Below are 22,039 nucleotides of genomic sequence, written 5' to 3'. Positions count from 1 at the left end.
TAAGAAAGTGGACAGATTGAGGAACAGAAGGTGAGCCAAGTGAGTAGTTTATCAGAACAATTTTTGCCGGCTTTTCTGGAAGAGGTCGTCGGTGACCGCTTTGGTCGGTATTCCAAATATATTATTCAGGATCGGGCGATTCCCGATGTCCGCGATGGACTTAAGCCTGTACAACGCCGTATTCTTTATGCGATGTACGATTCTGGCAACACGCCTGACAAGCCGTACCGTAAGTCGGCCAAAACCGTCGGGGATGTAATGGGTAATTACCATCCACATGGTGACTCCTCGATTTACGACGGTATGGTTCGTATGGCACAGCCATGGAAGATGGGGCATGTTCTTGTTGACGGTCATGGCAACTGGGGCTCGATGGACGATGACCCAGCTGCGGCAATGCGTTATACAGAAGCACGCTTATCTCCGATAGCAATGGAGATGATGCGTGATATCGAGAAGCGGACGGTGCTGTTTAAGGACAACTTTGACAATACAGCCAAAGAGCCTGTGGTTGTTCCTTCCCGGTATCCGAATCTACTCGTAAACGGCACGAGTGGGATTTCCGCAGGCTTTGCCACTGAGATTCCGCCACATAACCTACGTGAGGTTATTGATGCTTGTATCGCAGTGATGCAGAAGCCGGATATTGAACTTGAAGATATCATGACCTTTATGAAAGGTCCGGATTTCCCTACAGGCGGCACTATTATGGGCGGAGACGGCATCATGGATGCTTACCGCACTGGTAAAGGCCGTATTTATTTACGCTCCAAGACTGAGATTGAAAATATGCGTGGAGGCAAGCAACAAATCGTGATTACGGAAGTTCCATTCCAGATTGTAAAATCACGACTAGTTACCTCCATGGAGAATATTCGATTAGAGAAGAAAATCGATGGCATTGCTGAAGTTCGTGATGAGAGTGGTCGAGAAGGACTTCGGATTGTAGTTGAACTCAAGAAAGAAGCGGATGCCCAAGGCGTTTTGGCATATCTGCTCAAAAAAACCGATCTTCAAATCACCTATAACTTCAATATGGTGGCGATTGTCAACAAGGCTCCGCAACAGCTTGGTCTTAAAGCCATCCTGGAGGCTTATATCGCGCATCAGCGTGAAGTAGTGACTCATCGCACCCAATTTGATCTGGAACGCGCAGAAGACCGTGCTCATGTCTTAGAGGGCTTGGTTAAGGCGCTGAATATTCTGGATGAGGTCATCGCTGCCATCAAAGCATCGAAGAACCGTCAGGATGCTCAGAACAATCTCGTGTGGATGTTCGGGTTCAGTGAACGTCAAGCGGATTCTATTCTTACCTTACAATTGTATCGTTTGACGAATTTGGAGATTACTTCACTCCAAAAAGAATTGGATGAAATGATGGCAAAGATTACACATCTGCGTGGCATTTTGGAAAGTGACAAGAAGCTCGTAGCTGTAATCCGTAAGGAATTGCTGGAGATCCGTGATAAATACGGGATCGATCGCCGTTCGCTGATCCAAGGCGAAGTTGAGGAGCTTAAAGTTAGCCTTGAAGCGCTGGTCAACGCAGAGGATGTGTTAGTAGCACTTTCCGCAGACGGTTATATTAAGCGTACAAGTATGCTTTCCTTTACCCGCTCTGGTGGGGAACGTTATACATCAGGCGTTAAAGAAGGCGATCATATCGTTAAGCTGCTCGATGTGAATACCCGTGACAGTCTGCTGGTCTTTACGCGCAAGGGGCAGTACTTCTTACTTCCGGTTCACCAGATTCCAGAGTTTAAATGGAAAGAACCAGGTACTGCGATTGTTAACGTTATCGGATTGTCTAAAGGGGATGGAATCATTAGCGTGATTCCGGTCAATAATCTTGATGATCCGCAGCAAAGCCTCGTGTTTATCACCCGCAGAGGTCAGGTTAAGCGTACAGAGCTCAAGGAATACTCTACAAGCCGCTCTGGAGCCGTAGCAGCCTGTAAGGTAGCAGACGGTGATGAGATCATTACAGTGGCTACTAGTACGAATGACAAGGATATTGTACTCGTGACTCGTGAAGGAATGAGTATTAGATTCCATGAGAATGAAGTTAATCCTATGGGCCGTGTTGCATCCGGTGTAAGAGGCATTCAGCTTCGTGAGGGCGATGAGGTGATTTCTTGCTTCTGGGTCAGTGAAGATGAAGGTGAGATCCTTTCTATCTCCGATATCGGATATGCGAAACGTTCATTACTAGTGGATTATCCATCTCAAAGCCGCGGTGGCAAAGGGATGCCAACCTTTGAATTTAAGGAAGGCAAGCGAGTACGACCAAATGGCAGTAAATTAGCAGGGGCTTTCTATTGCAGAGAACCGCTGGAACTTAATGCAATTACACGGGAGAATGCACATCACACATTCTCTTCTGAATCTGCACCACTCGGAGAGCGTCGTTCTACAGGCAAACAGATTGTTCCTGTGGAGAAAAAGGACGAGATTGTTAATCTTTTCCCGGCAGTTAAGTAAAACGAACTAGTAATAAACAGATTTGTTAAAATAACTTATCAAGGTGCTTAGTCAATTCTTCTTGAGAACTGACTAAGTGCCTTTTTTTAATTTTCCCGCTTATCAGTTTAGAAGATTTATTTTTCTTCTTTTGCAGGAAATGGAATTTGTTTCGCGAAAATGTAGTTATACCGGATAGAACCGCAAGGAAAGGAAGGAATCAGTGTGCACGCTTCTGAATTCAGTAAAATTTGGCATAAAATTTTAAAAGATTACAAACTACATATGGACAGTAATCTTGCCCCATCGCTAACGGATGCCCAACTCACAGTACTTGAACTGCTTCAGGAACGTGATGCCATGAAGCCTTCTGATCTGGCTCCACATCTGGCGACCAGTCCTGCAGCGGTTACTATGTTACTTGATCGGATGGAGAAAAATGGGCTTATCATTCGGGAGAGAGATGCTGCGGATCGCCGTATTGTATGGGTGAGTATAACGGAAATTGGAACGCAGGAGACTGTACGTGGTTTGAAGATCCGCAGTGATTTTTTTGCAGAAGCGCTTGATCCGATATCCTCTCATAACCAACAGCTACTACTCTATTTAATGGGCAAAATGGTTGTTACAACTGCACCGGAAGGTTCTACACCATGAATATATACAACAACTCTTTATTTCAAAAAAAGAAGGCCATCCATTAACGGATAGCCTTCTTTTGTAATTCCTTGGACCATAAATCCCATGGATGGGTTTGCGGAGGCAGGGAAATAAGTTCTACTTCTTCTTTAGTAACAGGGTGGGGAAAGCCTACAAGTGCAGACCACAGTGCAATTTGCTGTCCAGGTCTGTTCACCGAAGCTCCATACTTCTGATCACCGTATAAGGGGCAGCCGATGGAGCTAAGCTGCACTCGAATTTGATGTGAACGTCCGGTAAGTAAATCGATCTTGAGCAGGCTGTAACCCTCAGCGCTGCCAAGTACTGTGTAATCCAGAATGGCTTCCTTACCGCCGGGTGTTCCTTTCCGGACTACAGTGACGGTATTGCTCTTGGCGTCTTTAAGCAGCGTATCGGTAAGACGGCCATGAGATGCTGGTGGTTTACCGTGCACGACCGTTAAGTACACCTTATGAAAGCTGTGAGTTCTGACACACTCGGATAGTCTTGAGGCTGCTTTTGATGTCTTGGCAAAGATCATTGCACCGCCAACCGGACGATCCAGGCGGTGGACTAGCCCAATATAGACGTTGCCAGGCTTGTTAAAGCGTTCCTTCACATCTTCTTTGAGCAGGTTGAGCAGATCAGGATCTCCAGTAGCATCCTCCTGAACAGGAATATTCACGGGCTTCACTATGCCTAGAAGATGATTATCTTCGTACAACACTTCAAAGCGCTTCGACATTCCGTCCAGCGGCTCGTTGCTGCCAGATAAATGCTGTGTCATGGCTTACGCCTCCCAGCGTCCCAGAATACCGCATGGCAGGTTCATGCCGGAGGAAGTGATCGGAAGACCGATTTCACCGGAGGTGAGCTTCCCGCCATAACGTTTACCCATGGTCATCGACAACATATTACGTAGGACAGTTGGAGAAATCCCAGTGGTGTATGAATTGATTAGCATAAACAAAGGTTTGTCGCTCATTATTTGCATACAGCTCTCAAGGAATGGATATAAGCTGGATTCCAGCTTCCACATTTCTCCGCCAGGTCCTCTTCCATAGGAAGGCGGGTCCATTATAATCGCATCATACTTACTACCACGACGTTGTTCACGTTGTACGAATTTGAATACGTCATCCGTGATGTAGCGAACTGGACGATCACCCAGGCCGGACAGCTGGACATTTTCTTTGGCCCATTGCACCATTCCTTTGGCTGCATCCACGTGAACAACAGAAGCGCCGGCACTTGCTGCGGCTACAGTAGCTCCACCAGTGTAAGCAAATAGATTCAGTACAGAGATCGGACGGTTAGCTGCCGCAATCTTGTCCATCATCCAGCTCCAGTTGGCCGCTTGTTCAGGAAATAACCCTGTATGCTTAAAATTTGTAGGACGCAAATGGAATTTTAATTTCCCGTAACTAATTTTCCAATCATCCGGAATTGTTTTCTTCATTTCCCATTGTCCACCACCCGCTGAGGAACGGTGATAATGACCGTGTACATCACGCCATTTCGCTGTCTCATTGGAGAGTGGCCAAATAATTTGTGGATCCGGACGGCGCAGGATAATGTCACCCCAACGTTCAAGCTTCTCTCCACCGCCAGTGTCAATTACTTCATAGTCTTTCCAGTCGCTAGCTATATACATTTTTTAATCCATCCTTCAAAAATTCATTTAGCCTTTATTGTACATCATTTCACCATATAGCTACAAACAAAATACGCACAAGCCCAACACTCTACTTATTTTATCCAATGAAGATTATGTGTATAATATTTCCATGCTCACAGCTATTATTCTGGCAGATCAAGCAATGATTGTGTATGATCAGATATCAGAGTCTTTACAATATTTATGATCGGAGAATAGCAGCTTATGTTCAATCTCGCGCCTCTATATTTCCCGATAACTGCAAATCCAGCACAAACTAGTGAATTTCTACCCAGTCAAGCTTTGCAGCCATATATTCGCTGTTTCTGGGGCTCTGTCACACCGCATATTCCTACAGAGGCATCCGTTCATGTAGTGGACAAGGCATCTGGTTACGAACCTCGAATGGAAACAATTATTCCAGATACATGCATGGACATTATTTGGAATCTGAATGAGTCGACAGGCTTAACAACTACCGTTTTTTCCGGCATCAATGATGCTCCTTTTGAAGTCCCTTCAGACAGAGGGGAAGGTATGATCTCAACCTTTGGTATCCGATTTCATTTCTGGGCCGTTCATTTTTTTGCAGATGACCATCTCCGGGATGTCCTGAATGCATTTGTAGATGTGGACCAATACTTTTGTACTTTTAAAAAAGAGCTAGGACTTCTGCTGGAACAAGCAAATTCTATGAATGATAGAATAGTGGCAGCTGAGGCTTATCTTTTTCAGCGTCTTGAGCGTGGTGGACGGACTAATGATCGAATGATGAATGCAATTTATACCCTAATTAAACAAAAGGGTGTGGTAACAGCTGAGGATTTGGAAACCAGCTCTAATCTAAGCCGACGCCAACTCGAAAGACTGTTTCAAGAATACATAGGTGTATCACCTAAAAAAACAGCTGACCTTGTACGATTTCAAAATGTATGGCGGGAAATGTATCAACTGCTTGTGCAGACGAAGAATATGCAGGATCTTATTTTTACGTATGGATTCAGCCACCAGCCTCATTTTATAAACAGTTTCAAGAAATATGCAGGAAGAACACCACTTGAGGCTTTAGTCTATGCGGGCAGATAAATGTCGCAATTTTGCAATACAAAGGGTGCTAGCCTTGTTAAACTCAAGTAAGAAATGGGCACTATGATGATGAGAATGAAAGGGGACAAATTATGATTTCGTCTTTTGAAGGTACTAACATCTACACTAAGGATACTGCTGCGTTGGCTGCATTTTATTCGGAGGTGCTAGGGATTCCAATTCCGTTCGAAGGCTACGGCAATTTTGATGGCGCAAAGATTGGATTCGACAAGAAGCAGCCTGGAATCATCATTTGGGATGAGACGAAATGGGAAAAGCTCACGACTGGCTTTGTTAATTTAGTATTCAGCTGTGATAATCTCGATGAGACGTACGAGCAGTTAAAGGCTAAGGGACTGGATTGTCAGCCACCGGTTACGATGGCGTATGGCGGGAAAGAAATGAATTTCCGCGATCCAGATGGTAATCACATTACCTTGCTCGAAGGAGCATACTAAATAATTTTGAACAAAAAAGGGATTGAACGCAAACAACAACCGTGTGAATAAACGGGAGTTTGCGTTTTTTTTATTTTATTCATTTGACAATGATAATCATTATCAAATAGAATGAGGGTGAAGCACACATCATTTAAATTTTATGTTTAGTAATGGGAGGAACAGAAAGATGACTAAAGTGCTAGTGGCATACGCCAGTCTAACTGGAAACACTGAGGAAATGGCTGAATTGATTGTAGAGGGAATACGCCAAGCAGGCGGTGAAGCCGTTTTGAAATCGGTCACTGAATGTAACGCGGTTGAGATAAATTCATATGAAGGCGTTCTGTTAGGAGCATACACTTGGGGAGATGGTGAGCTACCTGATGAAGCTCTTGATTTCTATGAGGAGATGGATGAGCTTGATTTGACCGCTATGAAATCAGCAGTTTTTGGCAGTGGAGACACAGGTTACGCGATTTATTGTGGAGCCGTGGACTTATTCGTGGAGAAGTTAAAGGAACGTGGAGCTGTGATATTACAGGATAGTCTTAAGATTGAATATGGCCCGAACGCTGCTGAAAAAGAAGCTTGCCGTCAATTCGGTCGTCAATTTATCGAAGCTTGTATGGTGGCATCATAGGATGGGCGGGCCAGCGGGAAGTTGGATGAAGAAACAAGTGAATTTACATACGCCTCCATATAAACGACTGCATGATTATCGAGTGGAGCACATTATGCTTGGAGGGGCCGAGAATTTATCAAGCGGAGCTCCAGCGACCGGGCTCCCACGCTGGCGCCAGCAGGTTCAATATGCTGTAGGGCATACACTTAACGACTTTTATAGTTTGCTGCCTGAAGTTCGAAGGGAGACACCGATACAATTTCTGTTAGAGCGTCGTTGGCCACCTAGGGGGGATGCTTTTCCTTCATTACTGCAATATTGGGATATCAAGACGAGTATAGCGGATGAACTAATGCGTATCGTTTCGACCAATCATTTACTGGAAATTCCGGTAATGCTATACGAGCAGTGGTATGTGCCAGTCCCGGAGCTGAGCTTGGAGCTTTCGATGATTACTCAATTAGCTTGGAATTCTACTCAGAATGGTCGAAGCCTGAACATTCAGAAATTTATGGTGAATGGCAATGAGGATACTATTGCGGGCTTTTTGCATATGACAAACGTCTTTTGTTATGCGGCTTACGGTGAACCTGCGGAGACCGTGGAAATCTACTCCTTGCTAGAGGGTCGTAAATACTCTCACAAGGGAAATGCAGTCCCGTATAAGGAGTCTTTGGATTATGTTCGATTGTTATCTGTATTTCTGGAGCAGGAAGTGCACGCTGATGGCTCATTAAACTGTAGCGACCGTAGAAATGATAGAGGCGAAGCTAATGTTGGAGGCTTTGGGCTGATGTGATTACTCCTAATAATAAAATAAGGCCTCCTGCTCTACAGGCGAGAACGCCCATTAGACAGGAGGCTTTAATTCTATGGATTAGCCGATATAACGGTAATAATCCTGTTTATTCTGAATGATAAAGCCACAGCTTTCATATAGCTTAAGCGCATTGGGATTATCTAGAGCGACCTCGAGATTAATTCCATTATAGTTTTTACGTTCTCGTTCGATCGTTTGAAGAAGTGCACTTCGTCCAATGCCTAGCCCCCGTAGCTTCTTGCTGACAGTAAATCCATAAATCCAGGTTTCATTATCTTCGGTCCACAGCCGCATTTTACCAACAGGTTGTCCGTCCATTTCGATCATAATATGTTCTTGCAGGCCTTCCTGTTTCTGCAGGTCATAGAGTTCGGCAGCATCTTCAGTCTTTATGTCAAAGCCTCCACAATCCAGCTCAACGAGAATTGGGGCTTCGTCTTCACGAGCAGGGCGTAAGATCACAGTCCCTGTGGCTGAGCTTGCTTCAGAAGAAGCAACCGAATTTCCGCCCCATTTCATTTGGTATTCCGCGTGATTAAACTCTAGTGGTAGCGTTTGAAGGAATGCTACACCAGATGATGAGGCAGCAGGAGCGTTTAGAAGTAGGGTATCAACATTGCCTCGTTTGATAATAGTTTGCGCTCGGTTCCACAGTGAGGTGAAGATGCCCCGTCGGCGGTAGCCTGGTCGAACCATGCCACAGACCTCCATATCGCTTCCAAATCCATAAAGTCCTAAGAAGCCGACGAGTAAATCATCTTCATATGTCACGAGCCATTCCGTATCTCCTACGCTTGATGGCTGGCGAAGCATATCCCAATTCAATTTCAGTGAAATTCCATCATATTGCTCACAGCGTTCTTGTAATTCTTCTATATTTCTCAAAGTATCAGTAGTAGTCAAACCCGTTTCCTCCTAAAGTGTATTTGAACTAAGTGTATTAGTTCGAATAGGTTAATAAAGCTTCACGGAAACGGGAACGGAGATCAGTCTCGCTCGCCTGTGTTCCCGCTCAGCACGTCCTTATACTCCGGATGCTTCTCAAATTGATGAGCTGCATAGGAGCACACAGGAACAATTTTCAAATTTTCATTTCGAGCCTTATCTACAACAGCCCGTACAAGTTCTTCACCGGTACCTTGACCGCGCAGTTCCTCAGAGACACGAGTGTGGTCAATGACCAATTCCCCAGCATCTTTATCCAAACTGTATGTGATCTCGGCAAGGTCCTTACCGTCATTCGCAACAAAAAAACGTCCTGTTCCAGTTTGAATTTGCATCTTATGGCTTCACTCCTAAAATGTTATTGCCTATATTTTACTACCATGATTTGCAAAAAGCGAGGAACGAAGCAGATTGATTGCTCGCCCTGGACGTTTGATGGCGTTCCATAGATGGATTTATCGAGGAAGTTAGGATTATTGGTGTGAATGATGCGCTCATGTTACTCAAGGCAGTTGCTTTGTAATGTTTGTTCTGCAAGTAGTCTGGCTTTGCGGAATGGGGACAGGAGGCAGACGTGATCGAGTGACTTTTGGCGAGCCGAGAAGGTGGGGGACTAGAATTTCTGGACAAGCTGGTGTGCTGGATACGCAAGCCGGCCCAGACATTCCTGGCACTCTGACGCAGGAACATCCAGGACAGCCGGACTCATGGGAATCCTTGAGACCTCAGCGTGCCAAAACTCCTGTTATCATAATCATCCATTGGAGCTTTCGGACTCAGATGACGTTATTTGCAAATTTTTAGCCGTTTGAGTAAAGTTTCAGACTCCATTGCAGCTATTCCTTAGGAAAAAGCACAAATTAGGCGATTTCTATGCCAATAACGCCTATGGAGTCCGATAGAACCCCAAATTGGGGGGATACTGCTTATAAGGTCCACTGTGCCCGATAGCAACATCGTGAGGGTATGTGTTCACCGATGGAGCCGAACTGTAATGTCCTGCTGCATATGAGTAGCAATTCCCTTTTAGACTCTCGCAATCTCAAAATCAAAGGAGATGAAAATAAATTCTGCATTCAAACAGTAGTCAAGCAGCAGTCAGTGAATTTTTATACACTCCCGTTTATAAAGTAGCTTGCGTATTCTCAGGATAATACAATAAGATTAAGAGAATATCTCACTACTGAAAAGAACCGCTAGCAGGAGGAATCATTGTGGAATACAAAGTTGAGGTTGAATTTGGATCGATTTATGAGTTATTGAATAGCTTACATACTTATCTCTGCAAAAAATCCTATAAGAAGATTGACCTAGGGGTAGCGTGGGTTACTGAAATTGAAAGCACCCTAAGTGAGGAACTATTATCCCGTCTGAAGGAAACTGAATTAAACAATGAATGGAAAATGTTGAATCTGCTCATTTACTGTTGTCCATTCAAGGATGATGTAGACAGTGTACTGAACTGGATTGAAGGGTTAACAGTTGGCGAGTTATATGAGACCTTATCAAAATATGTAAAGGTATTTCCAAGCCATATGGAGGATTACCGTAATCGCGTAGTATTTTTACTCTCCGAATGGAACCGCCAGTACTTTAGTCAATGCAATCCTGCGATTCTAAGCAAATTACAGGAGCATACGGATTTGAAGAACATGGAGCTTAATGAACTGGATACTGCTGATTTTGTGAACAAAACGACCAACGGATTCTATTTCATGCCTACTGATGGGCTTAAGAAGCTTGTATTAATTCCACAGTATCATTTTCAGCCTGCTAATATTATCTATTGCTACGGTGAATTAACAATCTGTCATTATGCGGCCTGGATTTCGATGGAGAACGAGGAAATTTCACCTTTTATGTATAGAGCCATTCGTAGTCTGGGTGAAAAAAGCCGCCTGAAAATTCTCCATGCTCTTAGCGGTGGTCGCAAAACATTCACCGAAATTGTTAAGCATGCGGGAATCTCTAAGGGGATTGTTCACGATCATATTTTTAATCTTCGTTGTGCAGGTTTGCTTCATGCCTATATTGAAGGGGAGAATGTCACCGGATATAGTCTACGCCTGGAAGGCATTCATCGGATGAATGAGCAGCTATTTGAGTATTTAAAATAATCATTTCACAAAAAAAAAATAACCATCTAAAAGTCAGAATTCTCTTATGCAGAGAGGGTTTTGGCTTTTTTTAGTTGTCTTAATTTTCATTTGATTCTGTTTATAGAGAATTTTTTTAAAGTTCTCTCTTTACAGAACTCGAAAACCTTTCTATAATGAACATCAGAAGTTATTCATACTTAACAGGTAGGAATTATAGTTATTATTCTATTAGAGAGAAAAGGGAGATAGGTACATGAGAAAAAATGCGATTGTAATCACTTCATTACTGCTTACGGGTTCACTGTTACTTTCTGCTTGCGCTAACAACAGTAATAACGAATCCTCGTCTGGTAACAACGCGGCTGCAGGGTCCAATTCAACCAATGTGGAAGCAACAACTCCGGCAGAGACTGTTCCTGCGGGTGCGCTAAGCGAGCCTTTTACCGCAACCGATTTGTCCAAACTTCCAGCAGTTGCACAGAAACGTACAGACACCATTATCGTAGGGTTAACGGACCCAAGCGGAGCTTTTACTCCGTATTTTCAGCAAAGTGGTTATGATGGAAATGTATCCTCACTGCTATATGCTTCTCTCGTAACTGTAGACGATAAAGGCGTTCCAACACCGGAACTTGCAGAGAGCTGGGATGTTTCGGATGATCAGCTTACATACACGTTCCACTTGAGAAAAGATCTAAAATTCAGCGACGGTTCACCATTGACAGCGGATGACGTAGCGTTTACTTGGACGATACAATACGACAAATCGTATGACGGTAGCTCACAGCTCCCATCACTAAATGTTAAAGGCGGCAAAGCCTATAAAGAAGGTACTTCTACAGCGATAGAAGGGATTAAAGTGATTGATCCACAGACGATCTCAGTGACACTTGAGCAACCAAACGCAACAGCGCTGGTACAGCTCGGCTCGAATGTTCTGTCGAAAGCTTACTATGGCAAGGACTATAAATTTGGAGATCTTGAATACATCAAGAAGCTGCATGAGAAGCCACTTGGAGATGGACCTTACAAGCTGGAGAAATTTATTCCGGGGCAAGAAGTGCGTTTTGTAGCGAATGAGAATTATTTCAAAGGTAAACCAAAGACGGAGCATTTCATTTATAAAACTACGGAAGGCGATGTATGGCAGTTCGTAGAAACAGGTGAGGTAGACTACGCTTCTTTTAGTGCGACAGACGAGAATATCGAGAAGCTGAAGGCGCTCGGTTTTGTGAATATTATTCCTTACACTCCAAGCACCTATGGTTATTTGCAAGTCAATCTGAAGCATGAACAGCTCAAGGATAAGCTTGTACGTCAAGCCATTGTGTACGGTCTGGATCGTCAGAGTATTTATGTAGATGCAGCGCAGGGTGCAGGCTCAATTGCCAACATCCCGGCATCCCCTATCTCTTGGTCTTACACGGAGGAAGGCATTAATCCTTACAAATATGATCCAGAAAAAGCAAAACAATTGCTGGATGAAGCAGGCTGGACAGTAGGCGCGGGTGGTATCCGTGAAAAAGATGGCAAACCGCTTACCATTCACTACCTCGGCTCTAAGAGCAAAAACACAGATATTTTCATTGCTGTAGCTAAAGAGAATTTTGAAGCACTGGGTATCGATTTCCAGCCTGAGGTTTTTGCAGACTTTAACTCTTTGGTATCTAAGGTAGAAGGCGGGGACTACGATCTTGTATCCTTCTCCACTAGTATGTTAACTGATCCGGCTGACGGGTTTATGCAATTCTTCGATGGAGAAATCACGGATTATGACAATCCGAAATTCCTGGAGCTATACAATAAAGCCTTAGCTACTACTGATATTGAAGCACGCAAAGCGGTATACAAAGAGCTGTATCAGCTCTTCAATGATGAACTGCCTATTATTTTCACAAGTTACAAAAAGACTGTATACGCCTATAACGGACGTATTGAGAATCTATCGGTCAGCCCGTTCATCGGTCTTGCTGGCAGTCTGCCAACTTGGAGCCTGAAATAAATAATCCAGTGTCCCCTGCTCTGATGAGCAGGGGACAAATCATAAGGAGTCTGTCATGAGCGCTTATTTATCGAAAAGACTGTTGTACATGGTCATTATCTTATTTGCGGCATCATTATTGATCTTCTGCCTGTATGCATCAACCCCCGGCGATTTCATAACTGGAAATATCAAACTGACTGCAGAACGTAAAGCTGAGCTGCGTGAGATTTACGGCTTGAACAAGCCGATGCTTGAGCGGTATGGAATCTGGATGAAGAATGCGCTGCATGGCGATTTCGGGTATTCCTTAGCCCAACAGAAGCCTGTGCTGCAGCTTTTTAATGATTATATTTGGAATTCCTTTTTACTGGCTGCCGTTTCCACGTTTCTGACGTGGGTGATTGCAGTTATTATTGGTGTGATTTCAGCTTATAAGCAATATTCCTGGTTCGATACACTCGTGATGATCGCTATATTCGCAGCAATGTCGCTGCCGTCATTTTTTATAGGCTTATTCCTGATCAAAATCCTGGCCGTCGATCTCAAGTGGCTCCCTCCGGGTGGAATAATCACGACAGGTAGTAATGCTACGGGTCTGGCGTATTTTAAGGAGATTGTAACGCATATGACCCTTCCGGTTGTTGTTATGACTCTACTTGGATTGGGCTCACTCACCCGTTATTTCCGCAGTAATATGATCGATGTCTTAAAACAGGATTATATCCGCACCGCCCGTGCCAAAGGCTTAAAAGAACGAAAGGTGCTATTTACACACGCCTTACGTAATGCCTTGCTGCCCGCAATTACACTGGTTGGTTTCGAGCTTCCAGCACTATTTGGCGGATCACTTATTATTGAAAAAATATTCAATTGGCCTGGGATAGGCCAGCTGTATATGCAGTCCTTCGGACTTAGGGATTATCCTTTGCTGATGGGCTTTACGATGTTTATTGCCATACTTACCGTCATAGGAACGTTGCTTTCGGATGTTTTGTACCGGATTGCCGATCCTAGAGTTCGGCTATAGAGAGGAGGAAGCTGACGTGGCAGTTCAAAGTAATGTAGCGGGTATCTCGAAACCCCAGACCACCAAAGGAAAATCCTCTTTATTCCGGCAATCCCTTCGGAGGTTGCTGAAGAACAAGCTGGCGGTATCCGGGTTTGTGGTAGTGATCTTTATGTTTGCGCTTTGTTTTATTGGCCCGCTGTTCTCACCCTATACGGATAACAAAATAAATATGGCACTGATGAACAAGGCCCCAGATATGAAGCATTGGCTTGGCACTGACGCGCTGGGTAGAGATATTTTGACCCGGGTGATGCAGGCAGGACGCATTTCACTAACGGTAGGACTGGCATCAATGGTTCTTTCAGTGTTTATCGGGGCTCTTTTGGGAGCCATAGCTGGGTATTACCGCGGAATCGCCGATCAAATCATAATGCGGATTGCGGATCTTTTATTGACGGTTCCGAGTTTGCCGCTGCTTTTTATTTTTGGAGCATTATTATCAGAGTGGAAGATTCCAACGGACTACCGGATGTATATCGTTATGCTTATGCTCAGCATTGTGAGCTGGCCAGGTATGGCGCGTATGGTACGGGGGCAAATGCTTAGTCTGCGAGAACGTGAGTTTATGCAAGCAGCTATAGTATTAGGCCTTCGGGATCGGCGTAAATTATTTAACCATTTGCTGCCGAACATTATCCCGCTGCTGATCGTTATGGCAACGCTCAACATCGGTGGCGCTATTCTGAGTGAATCGGTTCTTAGCTTTTTTGGGCTAGGTGTTATGCCGCCAACGCCAACCTGGGGCAATATGATTGACGCAGCGAATAATATGATCGACTTCAAGGATCGGCCGTGGCTGTGGATTCCACCTGGGCTATCCATCTTCGCGACAGTAATCGCGATCAATATTTTTGGTGACGGACTCCGGGACGTACTTGATCCTAAACAGAAGAGGTAGGTGACCCTCACATGAGTGATTTAATGAATATAGACGGTCTAAGTACATACTTCTTCACGGAAGAAGGAAAAGTGAAAGCCGTTGATGATGTAAGCTTCCGTGTCCGTGAAGGAGAGACGGTCTGTATCGTCGGAGAATCGGGCTGCGGCAAAAGTGTAACTGCGATGTCCATCATGGGTCTTGTTGAAGAGCCAGGGGGCAAGGTAACCCATGGCAAAATTGATTTTCAGGGTGAAGATTTGTTGCAAATGGACAAAAACACACTGCGAGCCATCCGTGGCAACGAGATCGCGATGATCTTCCAGGAGCCCATGTCCTCTCTTAATCCTGTAATCAAGATCGGTGAACAAATTATGGAGCCGTTGATCGTGCATTTGAAGATGAATAAGAAGCAGGCGCGTATCCGGGCGATTGAACTAATAAAACAGGTTGGCATATCACGACCTGAGCAAATTGCTGATAGTTATCCACATGAATTAAGTGGAGGGATGCTGCAGCGGATAATGATCGCTATTGCTATCGCCTGCAGTCCAAAGCTATTGATTGCAGATGAACCGACAACGGCGCTGGATGTAACGATTCAAGCACAAATTCTGGATATGCTTCGTGAAATTAAAGACAACTCCGGCATGTCTATTCTATTAATCACCCATGATCTGGGTGTAGTCGCAGAGATGGCCGATTACGTGATTGTTATGTACTCCGGAAAGATTGTGGAGGAGGGGGAGGTTGTTGAATTGTTCAACAATCCCAAACACCCTTATACGAAAGGGCTGCTCAAATCGAAGCCAGTTATCAATCAGCGGCAGGATGAGCTGTATTCCATACCAGGCCAAGTGCCAAATCCGCTTGAGTTGGTACCTTCTTGCTATTTTCATGACCGCTGTGAGCATTGCATGCCTGTATGTGTCAGCAAGCAGCCCCAGCTTAAAGAAGTGGCCAGCAGACAAAAGGTAGCTTGCTGGTTGTATGAGGAGGCGGTTGTTCATGCCTGAGGCATTGCTTGAGGTCAATCATCTGAAGAAATATTTCCCTGTTACCAAGGGATTGCTTAACCGCACGGTTGGGCATGTAAAAGCCGTTGATGATATTAGCATCACGCTTCAGCCAGGGGAGACGTTTGGGCTTGTAGGAGAATCCGGGAGCGGGAAGAGTACAGTCGGACGGACGATTTTACGGCTAACGGATAAAACGGCAGGCGAGATCAAATTCAAAGGGATAGACATTCATTCTTTGTCTCCCGCTGAATTGCGAAATATCAGACCCCAAATGCAGCTAATCTTTCAAGACCCGTATAGCTCACTTAACCCTCGGGTCCGCATAGGAGATGCTATCGGAGAAGCTTTACTGGATCATGGCTTATGCTCAAAATCAGAGGTTCGTGATCGGGTGCTTGAGGCGCTTGAGGCATGTGGTTTATCCTCTTATCATATTGATCGCTTTCCGCATGAATTCTCAGGAGGACAGCGACAACGGATCGGAATCGCGCGTGCGCTTGTGCTGAATCCAGAGCTAATCATTGCAGACGAGCCAGTCTCGGCCTTGGATGTGTCCATCCAAGCACAGATTATTAATTTATTTAGTAAGCTGCAGCAGAGCCGTGGGCTCACCTATTTGTTTATCTCCCATGATTTGAGTGTGGTTGAGCATTTATGTTCAAGAATCGGTGTTATGTATCTGGGATCTATGATGGAGACGGCTTCTAGAGATGAATTATTTAAGAATCCGCTTCACCCGTATACCAAGGCATTGCTATCAGCTGTTCCAATACCTATTCCCAAGCTGAAAAGGGAAAGAATTGTCCTTAAGGGGGATATTCCAAGTCCGGTGAACCCTCCTTCTGGCTGTAAATTCCATACACGGTGTCCCTATGCTCAAGAGGTTTGCAGATCTGAAATTCCGGAATTCCGGGATGCTGGCAATAACCACTTTGTAGCTTGTCATTTGGTCTGATAGCTGTCAAAGATATAATGACGATTCGCTCCTAAGTCTTGAATAATTAATGTTGAATTGTATAATAATACAATTTGACCTTATTTTTGCCTGAGCACAAAAAGTCTTAGAGGGTTTCGAAGCCAGGTTAATGGGGTAATAGAGAGTGGTTAGGTTAGACGTACATATCTAATCGGTCTAGTATAAAATCCCTACTTAGGAGGAATCATCGTGAATACAACAGTACGTTTGACAGAAAGATCCGGCTCGACTTCTTCACAGCGCAGAAAAGGCTTTGTACCGGTAGTCGTGTACGGTGCAGGTTCAGATAGCCAGTCCTTTACAGCGGATGCTAAGACAATTACCGGGATTTTGGCTAATAACCCTCGGGCAGTATTAACCTTGGAATTACCAGACTCGGGTAAAAAGAACGTTGTCATCCAAGAAATCCAGCGTCAGCCAGTATCCAAACAACTGCTGCATATTGATTTTCAACAAATTGATATGAAGGCTAAATTGGATACAAAAGTGGCATTCCACTTTACAGGTGATCCAGTAGGTGTGAAGAGTGGCGGCGTGCAGCAAATTGAATTGCATGAGCTGGATATTCGCACACTTCCAGATAAATTAACGGCATCCTTTGAGGTGGATCTCAGTGGACTAGATATTGGTGATCAATTGCTGGTGTCTGATCTTCCGAAGCATGAAGGCTGGGAAGTATTGACGCCTGAGGACACTTTGATTGTCCGGATCGCACCTCCAGCAGCTCAAGAGCCAACCGATGAAGATGCTGCTGAACCAGCTGCAGTCGAAGCTTCTGGTGAAGATAAAGCTGAATAGAATAGTTATTAAATCATAAGAGCAGATAGAATCCTACCCAAGGAGCTGTCTGCTCTTTTTGTTTTGTCTTCGTGAACACGAATTAATAAAATAAGTGCGGTCTTTCGTATAGTTTCTTAAATGGAATTTATGGTTGTTTCGCCTCATTTAGTTAAAATTTTACAGAAAATCGTTGACGAATTGGCCGCGAAGGCTGAAAATGAGGACAATTACCATGGTAAAGAATTCAAAAGTTCCTGTTGTCGCTGTTTGAAAACGCTTTAGTATTATGCTTCAAAGAACTCTCATTGCCCAGTTCATCATGATTATGAGGAGGAAAGTTATGAAGATGAGGAAGCTGTTTTCGATTTTAATGACAAGTCTGTTGGTGCTTGGGGTAGCTCTACCTTTTGGTGGAAAAGCGAGTGCAGATGCCACAAGTGATGCTTCAAATCGTGCTTTAGTCTGGCTGAAGGCCCAACAGGATGCAACGGCGGGATATGCTTTTGAAGGCTTGGTAGATAGCTTTGAAGATTTCTGGGGACCAAACAACCCCAAACAGATTGTATACACGTATGATCAAGCGGTTGCAGCTATCGCCTTTATTGTAAAGGGTGAACGGACGCGGGCAGAGCAGGTTTTGAACAAAATGCGGGACATTCAGGACCCTTCAGGTTTCTGGCTGAATTCTTATTGGTATAACAATGGCTTCGGAGAAGAAATCCGTAAACATGTGGGACCGGTTGTATGGATGGCAATGGCAGCTATGGCTTATGAAAAGCAATATAATGACACGCGATATCGTCCGATGGCGCTCAAAGCGCTCGATTGGAGCTTACAGTATAAAAAAGCAAATGGCAGTATCGCAGGAGGATGGAGTGCTTGGAGTAACTCTGATGAGCCTTGGAGCTCAACCGAGCATAATATCGATATTTACCGGGTGCTGCAGTATTATGCTTCGGTGGATTCCTCAAAGGCTGCCACATACAATAGCGCAGCTTCTGGAGTCAAAACCTTCCTGGATAATTATGTGTGGGATGACAGTGTCAAACGCTTCAAGGGAGGCTGGAAAAACGATACGAATCTGATTGACCCTAAAATTCCATTGGACGTGAATCCATGGGGAGTACTGGCTTTAGGCGTATCCGGAACGCATAACTATGGAACAAGCTTAGCCTATGTTGAAAATGCCTCCGGCACCCCGGGGACCCTTGCAAATCCGCGTTACAAGCAGACGCTTACTTACAATGATGCTGGGAATACGCTGACCGGCTATGATTTTGACTGGACGGATGAAGTTTTACCCGCATATGACGATAACGGGAATCAAATCGGTAACACGGGTGCTGATGTATGGTTTGAAGGAAGCGCATTTATGTCGCTCGCCTACTTTATGCAAGGCAATGTATCCAAAGCGGATGCCATTAACACTGAAATTATTAAAAAACAAGGCACAAGCGGCGCTTCGCTTGGGGGAATCCCGTACTCACTGAAAGGGACCAGCAACAGCTATTGGGTGATGGCGCAGCAAAACTGCGTGTCCAGCACGGGTTGGTTAATTCTATCCCTGCATCGATTTAACCCATTCACCGGGCAATACTTGACGGGTGGTGGTAATACTGGAGACACGATAGCACCTACTACACCTGCTAATCTGACAGTAACCAGCAAGACGGATACAGCAGTTAACCTGAGCTGGTCTGCTTCAACTGATAATGTTGGTGTAACGGGATATCTCGTTTATCGCGGAACACAGCAGGTAGCCTCTGTGGCAGATACTACAGCTACTGTTACTGGACTAACTCCAAGCACAGCCTATACGTTTACAGTAAAAGCTACGGATGCAGCGGGTAATCTATCATCCGCTAGTAATGCCGCAACAGTTACTACAAATCCCACTGGAGGCAGCGGAGGCGGTGATCATGTGACGGCTGACTTTACAGCAGGGGTAACGAGACTTTCTTCAACAGAAGCGAGCATTTATATTACACCTGTAACCAGTGCTCTTTATGTAGATGTGCATTATAAGGTTAACGGGGGGCCACAGCTTAATTACCGGATGATCAATAGCTCAGGTACATGGAAACAGACTGTGAGTGGGTTAAGTGCTGGCAGCAGCATTGAGTACTGGTTCACTTATGAGAAATCCGGCCCACAATATGATTCAGCTCATTATACCTATGTGCAGTAAGGTTAATGAAAGACTTAAACGATAAGATTTGTAGATAGAGCAAGTAAAATGAAGAAGGCTGTCCCAGATGCCATAGTATTGGCTCGGGAGGGCTTTCTTTTCTTTGTTTTAAATGAAGAGTGAAGCAACAGCCTAGCTTAAATCAAAGAATACAGTGCGGGTAAAAGAGCGAAGATCCTCCTCTAGACGGAGGTTCACTCTTTTCTTGTGTCGTAAAATCTTGGAGGGAAACTTTAATGCAATGATTTGTTTCAGTAGGAGATTTAAGGGGGAGTGTTTTATTTACAACGTAACAGTGTTATGTTACGATGTTTTCGAGGAGTGATCGCATATGGAAGATGATTTGATTTCGAAGAAGCAACTGCTGGATTTAACCGGTATTTCATATGGGCAATTGTATCGCTGGAAAAGGAAGCAGTTAATCCCCGAGGAATGGTTTATTCGCAAATCTACCTTTACTGGACAAGAGACTTTTTTTCCTAAAGAGATGATCTTGTCGCGAATTCACAACATTGTGAATATGAAAGATGGGCTTTCTTTGGATGAAATGGCTGATAAGCTATCGGATAAGGCATCCTTTGAGAAGGTGAGTTTAACTGCTAAGGAAATTATAGAACGTAACATTGTTTCGACAACAACACTGAGGAAATTTGGAGAAAGTCTCGGTGATGAAAGTAAATATACTTTTGAGGAGCTCGTTCATTTATTCGCTGTAGACCGCCTGCTTAGTGCTGGGGAAATGAGTATGGAGGAGGCGGAGCTTCTGTTTCGCACTTTGCAGGAGAAAGTTTCAAGGCTCGAGAGTGGAAGCTGGGAGTTGTTTTTTGTCCGGAAAATGGGGGTTTCATCCTTCATTCTGGCACAAGCGCCTGCGGAGTTATGGTTTGATGAAGGGGTTAGATTAGTCAGTAAAATGACATATGCAGATTTGATCGAACAATTGAAAGGTAAGCTTGCCTACAAGCTTGTTGAATAGGAGGAAGAGTAATGGACAAAAATCAGCTGCCTGATTTAATAATAAACGGGGTTAGTGGTGGGGCCGGAGGTACTTACAACAACGTAAACATGGATGGTGTAGGTAAAGTAGTCGGACCGATTGTGGCGCGAATGTTTAAAGGAAATGGGCATATGAATTTGAATGATGATCTCGCAGCAGAAGAAGCAGAATGCAACGGGGTCATCAAAGTGATGGGTAATATGCGTTTTGGTACCCTAAAGGTGGATGGGGTTCTTAATGTAGGTAAGAGTTTTCGAGGTGAAAGCTGTACCCTTAACGGAATGGTGAGTATCAAAGGGGATTGTGAACTTGAGGATTTCGTAGGTGAAGGTAGCTTTAGTGTTGGTGGTTTACTAAGTGCCGGTCATGTGGATTTCAAACTGCAGAGTCAAGGGAAGGCTAATGAAATTGGTGTGGAAAGCCTCGTGATACGGCAAGTGAATAATGGGTTTTGGAGTAAGATGTTTAGCGGAATCATCCCTAAACTTCGACCTGAGCTATGTGCTCGAACGATCGAGGGAGATTTTATAGATGTAGAATATACAACTGCGGATATCATCAGAGGAAATATTGTCATTATTGGCCCAGGCTGTACACTCGGACGGGTAGAGTATCGCGAACAAATTACAGTGCATCCAGAGGCTAAGGTTGGAAAGGTGGAGAAGGCCCTGTGAATGATAATCTGAAAATAATTGGAACAACATCTTCAGCCGGTGGTTCTTTCAAAGATGTTAAGATCACTGGAGAATGCAAATTCGCTGGAGATGTGAATTGCGAGAAGATGAATCTGACTGGAAATGCCAATATAGCTGGAAATCTGCATATGAAGCAAATGAAAATCACTGGCGAAATTGCACTCGAGGGTAATCTTGAAGGGGATTCCTTACGTGGACAGGGTGAAATAAAAGCAGCCTCCGTAAAAATCGATGAGCTTCATCTCTACGGAAATTTGGATGTGAAGGGTGATTGTGAAGGGGAAAAATTGCAAATTTCTGGTGCCTTAAGTGTAGCTGGATTACTTAGTGCTGAGCATTTGGAGATTAAATTGTTTGGTCCAAGTAGTGCGAAGGAGGTTGGGGGTAGTATCTTAACCATTAAGAAGAGTAAAACGGGGAGACTGCTGCATATGATGAAGCCAACTTCGAAAATACTGTTTGAAGCGGGGCTAATCGAAGGCGATGCTATTGATCTGGTCAATACAAAGGCTAATATGGTAAGGGGAGAACGTGTAATCATTGGTCCGGATTGTGAAATTGAAACGGTGGAATTCCGCGATACACTAGAAGTTCATAAGCACGCAACAGTGAAGCATCAAGTGAAGATATAAAGAGAATTGTATAATCATTTTTTTGAGAAAAAG

At 44.3% G+C, this 22,039-nt stretch carries 22 protein-coding genes; 18 read left to right on the top strand and 4 right to left on the bottom strand.

What is annotated here, in order from left to right; all coding sequences use genetic code 11:
- Positions 1-39: 39 nt before the first annotated feature.
- A complete protein-coding gene (gyrA, locus tag MKY19_RS20590; protein WP_339266112.1) occupies positions 40-2,481 on the top strand; it encodes a DNA gyrase subunit A in 2,442 nt (813 codons plus the stop codon).
- 204 nt (positions 2,482-2,685) lie between these two features.
- Positions 2,686-3,117 (top strand): MarR family transcriptional regulator, encoded by a 432-nt coding sequence (locus MKY19_RS20585; RefSeq protein ID WP_076284605.1) that lies wholly within the window; start codon positions 2,686-2,688, stop codon positions 3,115-3,117.
- Between the two features lie 43 nt (positions 3,118-3,160).
- Here MKY19_RS20585 and MKY19_RS20580 read toward each other — a convergent pair whose 3' ends face one another.
- Together MKY19_RS20580 and MKY19_RS20575 are read right to left on the bottom strand one after the other, a co-directional pair.
- The gene (locus MKY19_RS20580; RefSeq protein ID WP_339797351.1) at positions 3,161-3,907 is read right to left on the bottom strand and encodes an RluA family pseudouridine synthase; all 747 of its coding nucleotides are present in this window, start codon (positions 3,905-3,907) and stop codon (positions 3,161-3,163) included.
- Between the two features lie 3 nt (positions 3,908-3,910).
- Positions 3,911-4,774, bottom strand: a complete 864-nt coding sequence (locus tag MKY19_RS20575) for a class I SAM-dependent methyltransferase (protein WP_042129425.1) — start codon at positions 4,772-4,774, stop codon at positions 3,911-3,913.
- A gap of 228 nt (positions 4,775-5,002) precedes the next feature.
- On the opposite strand from MKY19_RS20575, the gene MKY19_RS20570 reads away from it, so the two are divergent.
- The 4 genes from MKY19_RS20570 to MKY19_RS20555 all read left to right on the top strand — a co-directional run bounded on the left by MKY19_RS20570 (position 5,003) and on the right by MKY19_RS20555 (position 7,724).
- Complete coding sequence (locus tag MKY19_RS20570; RefSeq protein ID WP_339797348.1) at positions 5,003-5,863, top strand: helix-turn-helix domain-containing protein; 861 nt, start codon at positions 5,003-5,005, stop codon at positions 5,861-5,863.
- 92 nt (positions 5,864-5,955) lie between these two features.
- A complete protein-coding gene (locus MKY19_RS20565; protein WP_042190035.1) occupies positions 5,956-6,321 on the top strand; it encodes a VOC family protein in 366 nt (121 codons plus the stop codon).
- Between the two features lie 169 nt (positions 6,322-6,490).
- A complete protein-coding gene (locus MKY19_RS20560; protein ID WP_042190032.1) occupies positions 6,491-6,943 on the top strand; it encodes a flavodoxin in 453 nt (150 codons plus the stop codon).
- Positions 6,858-7,724, top strand: coding sequence for a hypothetical protein (locus MKY19_RS20555; protein ID WP_339797343.1), 867 nt, complete (start codon positions 6,858-6,860; stop codon positions 7,722-7,724). The genes MKY19_RS20560 and MKY19_RS20555 overlap by 86 nt, the downstream gene beginning before the upstream one ends.
- 78 nt (positions 7,725-7,802) lie before the next feature.
- Here the strand turns inward: MKY19_RS20555 and MKY19_RS20550 are convergent, their stop codons facing one another.
- Both MKY19_RS20550 and MKY19_RS20545 read right to left on the bottom strand, forming a co-directional pair.
- A complete protein-coding gene (locus MKY19_RS20550) occupies positions 7,803-8,648 on the bottom strand; it encodes a GNAT family N-acetyltransferase (protein WP_076284608.1) in 846 nt (281 codons plus the stop codon).
- Positions 8,649-8,731: 83 nt separating this feature from the next.
- Positions 8,732-9,025, bottom strand: a complete 294-nt coding sequence (locus MKY19_RS20545) for a GNAT family N-acetyltransferase (protein WP_042190028.1) — start codon at positions 9,023-9,025, stop codon at positions 8,732-8,734.
- Positions 9,026-9,212: 187 nt separating this feature from the next.
- Between MKY19_RS20545 and MKY19_RS20540 the strand changes: the two genes are divergently transcribed.
- The 12 genes from MKY19_RS20540 to MKY19_RS20485 all read left to right on the top strand — a co-directional run bounded on the left by MKY19_RS20540 (position 9,213) and on the right by MKY19_RS20485 (position 22,006).
- Positions 9,213-9,494, top strand: a complete 282-nt coding sequence (locus MKY19_RS20540) for a hypothetical protein (protein ID WP_339797339.1) — start codon at positions 9,213-9,215, stop codon at positions 9,492-9,494.
- Between the two features lie 410 nt (positions 9,495-9,904).
- Positions 9,905-10,807: a winged helix-turn-helix domain-containing protein gene (locus MKY19_RS20535; RefSeq protein ID WP_339797337.1), complete on the top strand. Its 903-nt coding sequence runs from the start codon at positions 9,905-9,907 to the stop codon at positions 10,805-10,807.
- A 235-nt stretch (positions 10,808-11,042) separates the two neighbouring features.
- Entirely contained in the window at positions 11,043-12,791 is a 1,749-nt protein-coding gene (locus tag MKY19_RS20530; RefSeq protein WP_339797334.1) for an ABC transporter substrate-binding protein, read from the top strand.
- A gap of 55 nt (positions 12,792-12,846) precedes the next feature.
- The gene (locus MKY19_RS20525; RefSeq protein ID WP_339242616.1) at positions 12,847-13,800 is read left to right on the top strand and encodes an ABC transporter permease; all 954 of its coding nucleotides are present in this window, start codon (positions 12,847-12,849) and stop codon (positions 13,798-13,800) included.
- 16 nt (positions 13,801-13,816) lie between these two features.
- Positions 13,817-14,740, top strand: coding sequence for an oligopeptide ABC transporter permease (gene opp4C / locus MKY19_RS20520; RefSeq protein WP_339797330.1), 924 nt, complete (start codon positions 13,817-13,819; stop codon positions 14,738-14,740).
- A gap of 11 nt (positions 14,741-14,751) precedes the next feature.
- On the top strand, positions 14,752-15,735 hold the full coding sequence (locus MKY19_RS20515; RefSeq protein WP_339797327.1) for an ABC transporter ATP-binding protein: 984 nt from the start codon (positions 14,752-14,754) through the stop codon (positions 15,733-15,735).
- Complete coding sequence (locus MKY19_RS20510) at positions 15,728-16,693, top strand: ABC transporter ATP-binding protein (RefSeq protein ID WP_042190014.1); 966 nt, start codon at positions 15,728-15,730, stop codon at positions 16,691-16,693. The genes MKY19_RS20515 and MKY19_RS20510 overlap by 8 nt, the downstream gene beginning before the upstream one ends.
- A 210-nt stretch (positions 16,694-16,903) precedes the next feature.
- A complete protein-coding gene (locus tag MKY19_RS20505; protein ID WP_052404365.1) occupies positions 16,904-17,512 on the top strand; it encodes a 50S ribosomal protein L25 in 609 nt (202 codons plus the stop codon).
- Between the two features lie 322 nt (positions 17,513-17,834).
- On the top strand, positions 17,835-19,682 hold the full coding sequence (locus MKY19_RS20500) for a fibronectin type III domain-containing protein (protein WP_339797322.1): 1,848 nt from the start codon (positions 17,835-17,837) through the stop codon (positions 19,680-19,682).
- Positions 19,683-20,013: 331 nt separating this feature from the next.
- Entirely contained in the window at positions 20,014-20,658 is a 645-nt protein-coding gene (locus MKY19_RS20495) for a YhbD family protein (protein ID WP_076284615.1), read from the top strand.
- 11 nt (positions 20,659-20,669) lie between these two features.
- Positions 20,670-21,353: a hypothetical protein gene (locus MKY19_RS20490; RefSeq protein WP_339266096.1), complete on the top strand. Its 684-nt coding sequence runs from the start codon at positions 20,670-20,672 to the stop codon at positions 21,351-21,353.
- Positions 21,350-22,006, top strand: a complete 657-nt coding sequence (locus MKY19_RS20485) for a hypothetical protein (protein ID WP_076284617.1) — start codon at positions 21,350-21,352, stop codon at positions 22,004-22,006. The genes MKY19_RS20490 and MKY19_RS20485 overlap by 4 nt, the downstream gene beginning before the upstream one ends.
- The last annotated feature ends 33 nt before the right edge of the window (positions 22,007-22,039 follow it).

Source organism: Paenibacillus sp. FSL R5-0744 (genome assembly GCF_037972555.1).
GTDB lineage: Bacteria > Bacillota > Bacilli > Paenibacillales > Paenibacillaceae > Paenibacillus_AQ.
This window is presented reverse-complemented; position numbering and strand designations above follow the sequence as displayed.